Origin of the sequence: Microcystis sp. M083S1 (genome assembly GCF_020246405.1) — a bacterium.
In the GTDB taxonomy this organism is placed as follows: Bacteria; Cyanobacteriota; Cyanobacteriia; order Cyanobacteriales; family Microcystaceae; genus Microcystis; species Microcystis aeruginosa_C.
On the sequence record NZ_JADBTB010000120.1, the window covers coordinates 1 to 13,383 of the forward strand.

General features: G+C 44.4%; 12 protein-coding genes and 1 pseudogene. 4 read left to right on the forward strand and 9 right to left on the reverse strand.

Features of this window, described 5'->3' with window-relative positions:
• Positions 1 to 201, forward strand: a 201-nt coding sequence (locus IM450_RS12515; protein WP_287666338.1) for a zinc ribbon domain-containing protein, incomplete at its 5' end; no start/stop codon positions are given.
• A 799-nt stretch (positions 202 to 1,000) separates the two neighbouring features.
• Positions 1,001 to 2,680, forward strand: a complete 1,680-nt coding sequence (gene pckA, locus IM450_RS12520) for a phosphoenolpyruvate carboxykinase (ATP) (RefSeq protein WP_287666341.1) — start codon at positions 1,001 to 1,003, stop codon at positions 2,678 to 2,680.
• Between the two features lie 133 nt (positions 2,681 to 2,813).
• Here the strand turns inward: pckA and IM450_RS12525 are convergent, their stop codons facing one another.
• The 8 genes from IM450_RS12525 to IM450_RS12560 form a co-directional block, all read right to left on the reverse strand.
• Positions 2,814 to 4,037: an NAD(P)/FAD-dependent oxidoreductase gene (locus IM450_RS12525; RefSeq protein WP_287666343.1), complete on the reverse strand. Its 1,224-nt coding sequence runs from the start codon at positions 4,035 to 4,037 to the stop codon at positions 2,814 to 2,816.
• Between the two features lie 21 nt (positions 4,038 to 4,058).
• A complete protein-coding gene (gene urtE, locus IM450_RS12530) occupies positions 4,059 to 4,757 on the reverse strand; it encodes an urea ABC transporter ATP-binding subunit UrtE (protein WP_002800729.1) in 699 nt (232 codons plus the stop codon).
• A 38-nt stretch (positions 4,758 to 4,795) separates the two neighbouring features.
• A complete protein-coding gene (gene urtD, locus IM450_RS12535; protein ID WP_002732385.1) occupies positions 4,796 to 5,542 on the reverse strand; it encodes an urea ABC transporter ATP-binding protein UrtD in 747 nt (248 codons plus the stop codon).
• A gap of 163 nt (positions 5,543 to 5,705) precedes the next feature.
• The gene (urtC, locus tag IM450_RS12540; RefSeq protein ID WP_002800730.1) at positions 5,706 to 6,860 is read right to left on the reverse strand and encodes an urea ABC transporter permease subunit UrtC; all 1,155 of its coding nucleotides are present in this window, start codon (positions 6,858 to 6,860) and stop codon (positions 5,706 to 5,708) included.
• A gap of 3 nt (positions 6,861 to 6,863) precedes the next feature.
• Entirely contained in the window at positions 6,864 to 8,024 is a 1,161-nt protein-coding gene (locus IM450_RS12545) for an ABC transporter permease subunit (RefSeq protein WP_287666349.1), read from the reverse strand.
• A 94-nt stretch (positions 8,025 to 8,118) separates the two neighbouring features.
• Positions 8,119 to 9,435 carry an urea ABC transporter substrate-binding protein gene (gene urtA / locus IM450_RS12550; protein ID WP_002800732.1) on the reverse strand — a complete coding sequence of 439 codons (1,317 nt, stop codon included), beginning with the start codon at positions 9,433 to 9,435 and terminating at the stop codon, positions 8,119 to 8,121.
• 400 nt (positions 9,436 to 9,835) lie between these two features.
• Entirely contained in the window at positions 9,836 to 10,111 is a 276-nt protein-coding gene (locus IM450_RS12555; RefSeq protein WP_002732425.1) for a TMEM165/GDT1 family protein, read from the reverse strand.
• A gap of 172 nt (positions 10,112 to 10,283) precedes the next feature.
• Positions 10,284 to 10,616 (reverse strand): TMEM165/GDT1 family protein, encoded by a 333-nt coding sequence (locus IM450_RS12560; RefSeq protein ID WP_002733233.1) that lies wholly within the window; start codon positions 10,614 to 10,616, stop codon positions 10,284 to 10,286.
• Between the two features lie 195 nt (positions 10,617 to 10,811).
• Here IM450_RS12560 and IM450_RS12565 point away from each other — a divergent pair, with 195 nt between their 5' ends.
• A complete protein-coding gene (locus IM450_RS12565) occupies positions 10,812 to 11,417 on the forward strand; it encodes a vWA domain-containing protein (RefSeq protein WP_002800734.1) in 606 nt (201 codons plus the stop codon).
• Positions 11,418 to 11,466: 49 nt separating this feature from the next.
• Here IM450_RS12565 and glgA read toward each other — a convergent pair whose 3' ends face one another.
• Positions 11,467 to 12,894, reverse strand: coding sequence for a glycogen synthase GlgA (gene glgA, locus IM450_RS12570; protein WP_002800735.1), 1,428 nt, complete (start codon positions 12,892 to 12,894; stop codon positions 11,467 to 11,469).
• Positions 12,895 to 13,285: 391 nt separating this feature from the next.
• On the opposite strand from glgA, the pseudogene IM450_RS12575 reads away from it, so the two are divergent.
• A pseudogene (locus IM450_RS12575) lies at positions 13,286 to 13,383 on the forward strand (RNA-guided endonuclease InsQ/TnpB family protein); the annotation flags it as partial.

A 13,383-nucleotide genomic window follows, 5' to 3' on the forward strand; every position in this document is an offset into this window, starting at 1 on the left:
AAAATGCCGTTAAATGTTCGAGAATGGGATTGTCCAGACTGTGGAACACACCATGACCGAGATATTAACGCCAGTAAAAACATTTTGGCCGCAGGGCTTGCGGTGTCAGTCTGTAGAGCGACCATAAGACCAGAACAGAGTAAATCTGTTAAGGCAGGTGCGAAAAATCCTTCGGGAAAGAAGCAGAAACCTAAATCGTGAGGTTTGGGAATCACCGTCCGTTTTACGGCGGCGAGGATGTCAATATTAGTTGTTTTTTTTCGAGATCGAGCTAGACTTAATTAACCTGTTAAGTAGTTGGACAAAAGTAAAGTTAACTGTGGGGTAAGGAGTCGGTCGTCAGGAGTCGGTCGTCAGTAAGAATTGCGGCAATTTACATTTCTTAAGATAGACAACAGAATTTATGTCCGACTACTTACACAATCAATTCTAGAGCTTGCCAACGGCTAATAGAGTCAATTTTGGCCGCTAACTGGTTCCCGTGTCAATCGACTTTTTTTTATTAGCGGCGAAATCGATTTGACCACGTTTAGGATCATTGTCATCATCTCTAGACAACCAGCTATTGTTCTGACGTTGCCCAAAACCAGAGACTTCCTACCCCACCATTAAGATAACTGCTAGATTAGCTGACCAATGTTGTTTAGCTGTTAATTTTTGTAAAAAAAACATCGTCTGTATCCTATTGTACAGCTAGACTAAAAATAGCTAGAAAAAGCAGTTAGATCGGCAAGAGGGAAAAGGTAAAAACCCTGGCTGGAAGATGAAGGGTAAATAGGCAAATAATCCTGAATTACCGCTCTAAAGTTGGCTTTACCGACGGCGAAAGACCAGACTAATCAGGCAAATATCGTCAAATAAACTAATCAATATAGCTTCTTAGGTGTCTGGGAGTGAAAAGGACAGATAACGAAGTTTTTCTAGTTTCTATAACTGCACTAATCAGAGACCTAGAACTTACCTCTAAACCGACAACTAAATTATCAGGAGAATTGGGGTTATGCCGACTCTACACACGCTGACCAATGATAGTATCTCTTGTCCCCTGCCCGATCGCGTGGAGAACGTCAATTTCCACTACGAATTAGAAAATCAATTTCATCCCACCTACGGCCTCGAAAACCTAGGCATGAAAAATCTCGGTCGCGTTTATCGCAATCTTTCCGTACCGCAATTAGTCGAACAGGCGATCGAACGTCATGAGGGCGTTTTAGCCGATAATGGGGCTTTAGTGGTGGAAACGGGTAAATATACCGGTCGTTCCCCCAAAGATAAATTCATTGTCAAAGAAGCCAATAGCGAAAAGGAAATCGACTGGAATCAGCATAATGCCCCGATTAGCGAGGAAAAATTCCAGCAGTTATACCGAAAAGTCCTCGCCTATGTACAGGGAAAAGACCTATATATCTTCGATGGTTACGTCGGGTCCGATCCTAATTATCGCTTTGGCGTGCGCGTTGTCACCGAAATCGCCTATCATAACCTCTTTGCCCATCAGTTATTCCTCCGGCCCAGTGCGATCGAACTAGCTGCCCATCAAACTGATTTTACCGTGATTGCCCTGCCGGGGTTACAGGGAGATCCCGAGGATGACGACCTGAACAGCGAAGCCTTTATCGTCCTCAACCTGGCAAAAAAAATCGTTCTCATCGGTGGCACTCGCTACGCTGGCGAAATCAAAAAATCCGTCTTCTCGATGATGAACTACCTGATGACCAAACAAGGGGTTTTACCGATGCACGGTGCCGCTAACATGGATAAACACGGTCATACGGCCCTCTTTTTCGGTCTCTCCGGTACGGGTAAAACCACCCTTTCCGCCGATCCTAAACGCAGCCTCATCGGTGATGATGAACACGGTTGGTCAGAAGACGGCATTTTTAACTTTGAAGGCGGTTGTTATGCTAAAACCATCCGTTTAAGTGCCGAATACGAACCCCAAATCTGGGCAGCGATTCAATTTGGCACTATTCTCGAAAACGTGATCCTTTCCCCCGATAATCGCCTTCCCGACTACGATGATGGACGTTTGACCGAAAACACCCGCGCCGCCTATCCCCTGCGTTATATCCCTAATTGTGCCGTATCTGGCATGGGAACCCACCCAAAAACTATTATCTTCTTAACTGCCGATGCTTTTGGGGTACTGCCACCAATCGCCAAATTAACCACGGACCAGGCGATGTATCATTTCCTCTCCGGTTATACTAGCAAATTAGCGGGAACGGAACGGGGAATCACCGCCCCACAGGTGACTTTTTCCAGTTGTTTCGGTCAATGTTTCTTCCCTCTGTCACCCCTCGTCTATGCCCAAATGTTAGGGCAACGTTTAGAAAAACACCCCGAAACCTCGGTTTATCTGATTAATACCGGTTGGTCCGGCGGTCCCTACGGAGTCGGCGATCGCATTTCGATCAAACACACCCGCGCTATGGTTTCCGCCGCTTTAAATGGCGATTTAGAGGAAGTAGTTTTCCATCCTCATCCCATCTTTCAAGTTCTCGTCCCCGAAATTGTCCCAGGAGTTCCCAAAAAAATCCTCGACCCGCGACAAGCATGGCAAGATGGCGAATCCTACGACCTACAGGCGCGAGAATTGGCCCATCGTTTCGTGGAAAATTTCCGTCAATTTACCACTGCCTCCCAAGAAATAATTGCAGCCGGTCCAATTTGGGAATAACAGCATCAAGGAATCGGTTTTAACGAAGGCAGTATTCAGTATTCAGTATTCAGTATTGAGTATTCAGGAGTCAGTATTCAGGAGTCAGGAGATTATTTTTATTTATTCTCCAGGCTCCAGGCTCCGGTACTTCCTACACCCTTCTATTGCCCATAGCTTGTCCGGCGAGATAACCAGTGGTCCAAGCGCTTTGAAAATTAAATCCCCCCGTGACTGCATCGATATCTAATACCTCCCCGGCAAAATATAACCCCGGACAGATTTTACTTTCCATAGTTTTAAAATCCACTTCCTGAAGATTCACTCCCCCAGAGGTGACAAATTCCTCCTTAAACACCCCTTTTCCTTTGATTTGATATTCCCCTTGCTGTAATTCAGTCATTAATCGATTGAGAGTATTTTTAGATAATTCGGCCCAGGGAGTTTCCGCGTTAACAGTCAAGTAACTTAATAAACTCTGCCAAAGACGCTTAGGTAACTGCTCAAAGGGACAATAATTAAAAAGTTTTCTTTTGGGATATTCACTTTTAGTTTGTAAGATAATTTCTCGCAATTTTTCAGGATGATAATCCCCCAACCAATTAATGATTAAAGGCATTCGGTAATGATGCTCGTGAAGTACCCGCGCTCCCCAAGCAGAGAGTTTTAGGATAGCCGGTCCACTGACTCCCCAATGGGTAATTAACAAAGGTCCGATTTGTTCTAATTTACTTCCCCCAAGACGAACTCGCACTTTATCCACAGTAACCCCTAACAAATCTTTCAGACGAGGATCGGCAATTTGAAAGGTAAATAAAGAAGGGACAGGAGAGACTAGAGAATGACCTAAATCTTGAGCGGTGCGATAACCAAAAGGACTACTTCCCGTAGCAATTAAAAGCTTATCTGCCCTAATTTGCTCATCTCTTTTTAATTCAATTAAAAAACTTTCTTCCTGTTTTTTAACCGATTTAACTGGGGAATTTAGCCTTAAATTAACCCCAGCAAAAGTCGCACTTTCCCGCAGACAATTAACAATAGTTTCAGAATTATCGGTGCTGGGAAACATTCGCCCATCCGCTTCTGTTTTTAGTTTTACCCCCCGCAATTCAAACCATTTAATAGTATCTTGGGGTTGAAAACGACTAAAAGCTCCCCGTAGTGCTTTGCCACCGCGAGGATAATAATTAACCAATTGGGAAACGTCAAAACAATGATGGGTGACATTACAGCGTCCCCCTCCCGAAATCCGCACTTTCGCCAGAGGTTCTTTTGCCGCTTCTAGGATAGTAACGCCAGCTTTTGGGTTAGATTCTGCCGCTTTAATTGCGCCAAAAAATCCCGCTGCCCCGCCACCAATTACGACTATTTGAGTCATATATCAAGGAAAAAGTTAAGTTTAAACCGACAAAAATCGCTGAATGACTTCTTGACTTAATTCACTTGTGAAACCGGAAGCAACAATTCCCCCTTTCTGCATGGCGTAATATCGATCAGCTTGGCGGACAAAATGCAGGTGTTGTTCTACTAATAAAACGGCGATTCCTTTGCTGGCAACAATACGCCGCACTGCCGCTTCAATTTCGAGGATAATTGACGGTTGAATTCCCTCCGTGGGTTCATCTAAAATTAATAATTTTGGTTCCCCCACTAAGGCGCGAGCGATGGCTAATTGCTGTTGTTGTCCACCGCTTAAATCTCCTCCCATCCGCGATAACATGGTTTTTAAAACGGGAAATAAATCAAAGATTTCTTCGGGAATTGTGGCATTTTTTCTCCTTGTGGGTAAAGCTTCCAAACCGAGAATTAAATTCTCTTTTACCGTTAAACGGGGAATAATATCCCTACCCTGCGGCACATAACCCAGTCCTAATCTGGCTCTTTGATCTGAGGTTTTATTAATCAGGTTTTGTTGCTCATAATTAATTGCTCCCGCTCGCGGTTTGAGAATCCCCATCAAGGTTTTTAATAGGGTAGTTTTACCCACGCCATTACGTCCGATTAAACAGACCATTTCTCCCGCATTAATGTTAAGATCAACATCTCTTAAAATATGACTTTCTCCGTAGTAAACATTGAGATCAGATATGTGTAACATTGTCAACCCTTTTTAACTAATTTTAATCCTTTGACTTTTTATTCTTCCGAGGAACCTAGATAAACTTCAATAACTTTCGGATCATTTTGAATTTGCTCCATATTCCCCTCACATAGAACAGTTCCTTGGTGTAAAACCGTGACTTTGCGGGCAATTTGCCGGACAAATTCCATATCGTGTTCAATGACAATAATTGAATGACTTTCCGCTAGATTTAACAACAAATTACCCACGTTTTCCGTTTCCTCATCGGTTAATCCTGCTACGGGTTCATCTACTAGCAGTAAATCTGGTGACTGGGCCACTAATTGACCAATTTCTAAGCGTTGTTTTTCGCCGTGGGAAAGTAAAGAAGCGGATAAATCAGCTTTAGCAGTTAACCCGATAGTTTCCAATAAACCAATAACTTTTCTGCTATCTTCTAGGGGAGGACGACCGAAAAGAGTTGAGAAAACATTTTTATTGCGATTACTAACTAAATCGAGATTTTCTCGGACAGTTAGATTTAAATATACCCTAGGAGTTTGAAATTTGCGACCAATACCTAAACGAGCGATCGCATATTCAGGAATTTTGCGGAGATCTCGACCTTTAAATAATACCCGTCCGATGGTGGGTTGCACTTTCCCCGTAATCACATCTAAAAAAGTGGTTTTTCCCGCACCATTGGGACCGATAATCACCCGCAATTCTCCCGTATCCATACTGAAATTAAGATTATTGAGAGCTTTAAAACCCCCAAAACTAACGGTAAGATTCTCGATTTCTAAGATTTTTCCAGTCATAATTTCTAAGAGGGAATTGGTAATTATGAATTATGAATTATGAATTGGGGAGCAGGGTGTAGGGTGTAGGGTGTGGGAAGAATAAATAAAAATAATCTCCTGACTCCTGACGACCCACTCCTGACGACCCACTCCTGACTCGGAGAATACTAACAGAATAAGGTCACTTATGCTCTAATTCTTCTTTTTCCAATTGCACTTCCGGAGCTTCCTCAATACTAGGATAGGTGATTAAAGTTTTGCGGAAACCAAAATGAGTCAGCAAACGTTTAATTCCACCGAGAAGACCATCGGGAAGCACTGTCACCACAATTAGGAATAGGGCCCCTTGGAAAAATACCCAGACTTCCGGAAATTGTTCGCTTAAAAAAGTTTGGGCCATGCGTACTAATAAAGTACCGACAACTGCCCCCACAAGGGTAGCACGTCCCCCCACAGCCACCCAAATCACCATTTCAATGGAAAAAGCCACATCCATAGAGTTAGGAGTGATAATTCCCGTTTGCACCGTATAAAGAGCGCCGGCAACACCAGCAATCGCCCCAGAAATGGCAAAAACTAACACCTTAAACCAAGTAGGATCATAACCGGAAAAACGGACACGCACCTCATCATCGCGAATGGCGACTAACAAGCGCCCAAATCTGCCCGTAGTTAACCAACGACAGAGCAGATAAATAGCCAGTAAACAGACAATTGTGAGTAAATAAAAGGCCACTTGAACGGCATCGGAACCCACCAGCAACCCGAAAATTGTTTGGGTATCGGTTTTTAAGCCATTAGTGCCGTTAATTAACTTTTGTTGGCCGTTAAAAAAGTTAAAAAATACCAGTAAAGCCGCTTGGGTCAAAATCGAGAAATAAACCCCTTTAATGCGATTGCGGAAGATTAAATAACCTAATAATCCCGCCATGATCGCCGGTACGATAATTAGGGCTATAATTGTCAAAGGTAGGGAATAAAAAGGTTGCCAAACAAAAGGTAATTCTGTCACCCCGTAGAGGGTAAAAAATTCGGGCAGTTGTCCCGGTGGTAACTGAAGATTTAGGTACATGGCCAAAGCGTAACCACCGAGGGCAAAAAAGATGCCATGACCAAGACTTAATAAACCCGTATAACCCCAGATTAAATCTATCCCCAAAGCGACAATAGCGAGGGAAAGAAATCGCCCCAATAAACGCAAACGGAAAGCCGACAAAGCTAAGGGCAGTAACACCGCAAAGATGACCACTAAACCAACAATAACAGCGATTTCCGTGATTAACTTTTTCTTTTCCCGTTGTCGGGATTCGTTTCTAGTGATGGTTTCGGTAATCATAATCTATAACTCGGCAGTACGTCCTTTAGGAGGAAAAATTCCCGCAGGTTTGAATTGCAAGAAAGCAATAATTAAAGCAAAAATCATCACTTTTGCCATGCTAGTGGTGGAGAAAAAGGTGAAGAAATCCGTTAGGGGTTTTAGTGCTTCTACGGAACCAAAAATCAGGGCAAAAGTTCCCGAACCAATTAAATAATTAGCCACACCGATGGCCATAGCTGCGATAATAGTTCCCAGGAGATTACCCACTCCCCCCACCACCACTACCATGAAGGTATCAACGATATAATTTTGTCCCACGTTTGGACCGACGGAACCCAAAAAACTAATCGCACAACCGGCAACTCCAGCTAATCCCGAACCGAGGGCAAAAGTCAAAGCATCCACTTGATTTGTCGGAATGCCTAAACAGGCACTCATCTGGCGATTTTGGGTGACGGCACGAATGCGTAAACCCCAAGAAGATTTATTTAAAAACCAATAGGTTCCTAACAAACAAAGGGCAGTCAAAATGATAATAAATAGACGGGTGTAGGGCATTTGAAACCCGGGTAAAGGTAAACCTCCCCGTAACCAAGCAGGAGCCGTGACATCGACGTTTCTGGCACTAAACCAGGGTCGAGCGAGAACCGGATTAAAAGATAAAAGATAGCCTAATAATCCAGCGATAGCTAGGGATAAAGGCAGGGTGACACCGATAGCTAAATTGCGAATTCTCTCCCAATCTAGGCGACGACTTAACAGCGTCATCGCCCCAAAAAATAACAGACAGAAAACTATTAAACTAATTACTAATAAGCCGTTGACACTTCTGACAAATTGCTGCAGAATTAAGCTAACTCCCCAAGTGGCCAGCAGCGTTTCTAGGGGTCTGCCATAGAGGAACCTAATCACCCCCCTTTCTAATAATAATCCCGCCAATCCCGACACTAAAAAAGCGATCGGTAGGGCGAATAAAACATAAGTATCAAAGAGGGGAGAACCGAAACCTTTAAAGATATTCTGCACCACAAAAGTACTGTAGGCCCCTAACATCATTAACTCACCGTGAGCGAGATTAATCACCCCCATCAGTCCAAAGACAATCGCTAGTCCTAAAGCGGCCAGCAATAGCACAGAACCGATGCTAATACCATTAAACAATCCTTCCAATAATGCTGACACTTTTCGTTATTCCTGTGCATTTTTAAGCTTTAAAAAGTGGGGTGAACAGTAATGCCCACCTCACTCTCGTTACTGTCCGGAAAAATTCCTAAAACTAGGATTTTTCCATTTTGAATTTACCGCCCTTGGCCGGATCCGTCCAGTCACAGGCAAAGCCTTTAGTTTCGGGGACAAATTGGTTCCAAGGTTGCGGATCCACTACCCCCGGAGTTGACCAAACGATGTCAAATAGACCATCATCTCTCACCTGACCAATGCGGACGGTTTTGGAGATATGATGATTGGGGAACATTTCCACCGGTCCTTCGGGAGCATCGAATTTTTGTCCCACGGCCGCGGCGCGAACTTTGTCGAGATCATCGGCGGTTGCCGCTTGTTCTACCGCTTGCTTCCAGAGATAGACCATGATGTAGGCCGCCTCCATCGGGTCGTTAGTGACGCGCTCCTGACCGAATTTAGCTCGAAAAGCCTCAACAAATTTTTTGTTAGCGGGGGTATCTACGGTTTGGAAATAGTTCCAACAAGCGTACTGACCGAGGAGATATTCCTTACCGATTTGTTTAACTTCTTCCTCAGCAACACTCACCGACATGACCGGATATTTATCGGGAGTTAAACCGGCCGCTTGCAGTTGTTTAAAGAAAGCCACGTTACTGTCACCGTTGAGGGTGTTGAAAATAACGCCACCATCGGGTAAAGCTTGCTTAATTTTGGTGATAATCGGGGTAACTTCCGTGTTACCTAGGGGTAGGTAGTCTTCGCCCACGGTTTCGCCGCCTTTCGCCTTTAACTGCTCTTTAATAATCGTGTTGGCGGTGCGGGGAAAAACGTAGTCGGAACCGACGAGGAAGAATTTTTTCCCTTTATTTTCCAGCAACCAAGTCACTGCCGGCTCGATCTGTTGGTTGGGGGCAGCCCCAGTGTAGAAGATATTTCTAGAACACTCTTGACCCTCGTACTGGACAGGATACCAGAGCATATGGTTTTTGGCTTCAAACACGGGTAAAACCGCCTTACGACTGGCGGAAGTCCAACAACCGAAGACAGTCACAACTTTGTCCTGATCGATCAGTTTGGTGGCTTTTTCGGCAAAAGTTGGCCAATCGGAAGCGCCATCTTCCACCACTGCCTCAATCTGTTTACCAAGAACACCACCGGCGGCATTGATTTCCTCGATCGCCAGTTTTTCCGCATCAACTACGCTGGTTTCACTGATGGCCATGGTGCCACTGAGGGAGTGCAGAATACCCACCTTAATTGTCTCTCCAGAAGCCGGGGCGGGACTAGCAGCTGGGCTAGGACTAGCCGTGGGGGTTTGGCTTTGATTGCCACCGCAAGCTTTTAACAGAATACTGGTTCCCAGAGCGGCAGAACCGTACAGGAGAAATTTACGTCGTCCTAAATTTGACATGATGATCTTGAACTAACCTCGCTGACAATATTAGCTACTTCACACGGATGTTTTTGCTGAGGAGATTTTCGGGAATCTTTCTACAAATATCTGTGTGATATTACGGCTAGGTTAGCAGATTTTTTGTGATTTTCGCTACTTTTTGGATATTTTTTGTAATTTTCGCTACTTTTTTCCAAAAAATTAATTATTTTTCTGGAATTTGCCTCAGTTTTTTAGCTATCAGGAGTCGGGAGACAGGAGGCAGGAGATAGGAGATTATTTCTATTTATTCTTCCGACACCCCACACCCCACACCCTACACCCCACACCCTACACCCCACACCCCACACCCTACACCCCACACCCCACACCCCACACCCTGCCCCCACCGAAAAGCTTTTTGCCGCAAACCCAATTATCAATCCGAATCTGGCCAAAGCAGCCGGACAGCAAGCAGCGCAAAACCAATGGCCGCTATCGCTTTTAATATCTTAGCGGGGAATAATTGCGCCATACTGCCGCCCGCAAGGACTCCTAAGAAACTGGTGCAGATTAAGGCGGTAATTGAGCCAAAAAAGACAGCTTTGGGTGATTTGGAACTGCCACCGAGAGCGATCGCTACTAATTGACTTTTATCGCCTATTTCTGCCAAAAAAACCGTGATAAATGTCAGTCCGAATAATTGCCAATTCATAAATTCTAGGGAGATGGGTGATGGGGAGGTGGGGAAGTGGGGAAGTGGGGAAGTGGGGAAGTGGGGTGTGGGGTGTGGGGTGTGGGGTGTGGGGTGTCGGAAGAATAAATAGAAATAATCTCCTGTCTCCTGTCTCCTATCTCCTGACTCCTGACTCTTGATCACTGATTGCTTAGAGAATATCGCCGATGAGTAAACCAGTGATCAAAAGGAGAAGGATAGCGACACCGATATCTAAGGTTTTGGGGGAAAGACGACGAGCAATCCAATAACCGATCAGGACACCGAGGAGACTGGTAGCGATTAAAGCGGTGGCTGCCCCGGCAAAAACCACCCAGGGGGATTGGGATTCGGCACTGATCAAAAGGGTGGCTAATTGGGTTTTATCGCCGATTTCAGCAAAAAATATGGTTAGGAAGGTGGAACTAAACACCGTCCAAAAACTCCAAGAAGGTGGCTGATCTGGCTTTTTTTCGGTTGAGGCGATCGATTTGCTATCAGTCATCGGCTAAGGAAATAATTTTCATACTTTTTTCATTTTAGCCCGACTGGTTTTCTGGCGATAGTTTCTGCTGTTGATTACGCTGTCTCCTTCCCCCAATAGTTAAAAAACCCTAGTCGATCGAGGTAGAGTTTCCATCCTAGAGTTTAATAATTATTAGACTAGGACAAGCGCAAATTGCTTGGAGGTATAGCCCCTATGGTAGAAAACAGAGATTATACTCTGATTATTGACAAAAGTGGCAGTATGTCCACTGCTGATAAACCCAGCGAGAAAACCCGTTGGCAAATTGCCCAAGAATCCACCCTCGCCTTGGCTAGAAAGTGCGAGGAATTCGATCCCGACGGCATCACTATCTATCTTTTTTCCGGACGTTTCCGACGCTATGATAATGTTACTTCCGATAAGGTGACACAAATTTATCAAGAAAATGAACCCATGGGAAGGACAGACCTAGCCGCTGTTCTCCAAGATGCCCTCAATAATTATTTTCAGCGCAAAACTGCTGGCAAAACTAAACCCAACGGAGAAACTATTCTGGTGATTACCGACGGAGAACCAGATGATCGCAAAGCGGTGATGCGTCAAATTATCGAAGCTTCTCGAAAACTCGATAGGGATGAAGAATTAGCCATTTCTCTGATTCAAGTAGGCCATGATCGACAAGCGACAGAATTTCTCAAAGCTTTAGACGATCAACTAGAATCGGCGGGGGCCAAATTCGATATTGTTGACACAATTACTATCGATGATATGGAAGATATGACCCTAGCGGAAGTTCTTCTCAACGCCATTACCGATTAATTTCTACCGGAGTAGGGGTGATATATCTTCACCCCTAATCAAGGAGGATTTAACTGCTAGTCAGGGCGACAAATTTATCTTTTTCCTCATCGGATAATTGATCGGATTGTCCGGTGATTTGTTTGTAGATTTTGAGATATTCCAAAGCGGATTTATACCAACTAAAATCTTGAGTCATGGCCCGTTGTTGTAGTTTTTGCCAATCCTGTTTATAACGGAAACTTTCCCAAGTCCGGATCATACAGGTAAACAGGTCTAAAGGTTCATAGCGATCGAAACTAAATCCTGTTCCTCTTTCCTGAATCGGGTCGTGGAAAGATACCGTATCGACTAAACCACCGGTGCGGCGTACCATGGGAATGCAACCATAACGCATGGCCATTAATTGGGAAATGCCGCAGGGTTCAAAACGGGAAGGCATTAACAAAGCATCGGCCCCCCCATAGATGCGACGGGAAAGAGCATCACTATAGAGAAGATGCAGGGACATTCGCCCCCGGAAACGGGAAGTCATCTCCCATAGTTGGGTTTCATAATAGCGATCTCCTGTACCTAAAATAATCAATTGTGCATCAGTATAGGTGAGAAAGCGATCTAAAATTTGCATCACTAGATCAATACCTTTTTGTTCTACCAAACGCGTCACCATCCCCATGACAAAGGCATTTCTGCTGACCTGTAGCCCCACTTCTTCTTGCAGGGCAATTTTATTAGCCAGACGTTTTTCGATGGTTTCTGGGGTAAAATTCTGCTTAAGATAAACATCTTTAGCCGGGTTATACACCTCCGTATCGATGCCGTTGACAATGCCCACCAGATTGCCAGAAATATAGGACAATAATCCCTCTAAATTTTCGCCATAAATGGGGGTCTGTATTTGACGGGCATAGGTGGGAGAGACAGTCGTGACGCGATTGGCAAATTGAACCGCCGCGGCCATGGTATTATCGCCCTGCATATACCAAGGACACCAAGTCATTTTTTCTAATGCTTCGCGCCAAGGACCCTGGTAGGCGAGATTATGGATAGTAAAAACGGTGCTAATATCGGGGTCTTGGTGCATCCAGACGGGAATCATGCCCGTATGCCAATCATGACAGTGAATAACTTGCGGTTTCCAGTAATTCCAAGCAAATTCCGCCGCACCATTGGCAAAAAGGGTAAATCTCCAGGCCTCATCTTCGCCTCCGTAGATACTACGTCCAGAGAAAGCTAGATGACCAAAGAGGTAGAGGGGAATATCCGTATCGGGTAAAACCGTCTCATAGACTGAAAAATCCTGAAACATGGCGAATCCTGACCAAATGGGTTCGGAAGGGATGTCCATTTTTTCCGCAAGAAAACCGTAGTAGGGTAGAAAAATCCGCACATCATGACCTAGCTGACGCAAGACTTTCGGTAATGCCCCAATTACGTCTCCCATTCCCCCAACTTTGGCAATTGGGGCGGCCTCGGCACCCACAAATAGAATTCGCATATTCTTCCCGCTTTACTTCACGACGACAAGAAATTTTAACAGATAAAACCCCCCTAGCAGGATTTGCAAGTAGGTTATTATCGGATTAGCCTAGATTTTTCTTTAACGAACCAGAGGGCCAACAAGGGACATAATTAGCTGTTTTGGGCATTATTAAGTTTTTTAGCCTTTTTTTACCGAAATTTTGGGTTAAAGCCCCGTCCTTTTAGGACGGCTTTTTAAACTATATCTTGTTAACTTAACTTTTAAGTACCTAAGCAAAATTAATTACACACATCTAACCACCTCTTGCCTCTTGCCTCTTGCCTTTTGCCTTTCTTCACTAGGAAATTAATTTTGCACGACTACTTATTGTGCTATACTGATTTTGTCTAAGTCCCCCCTGCGTAAAATGTTTGTCTTAGAGTTTAAAGTTAAAGCTAAAACTCAACAGTATCAAGCCATAGACGATGCTATTCGTACTGCTCAATTCATCCGTAACAAATGTGT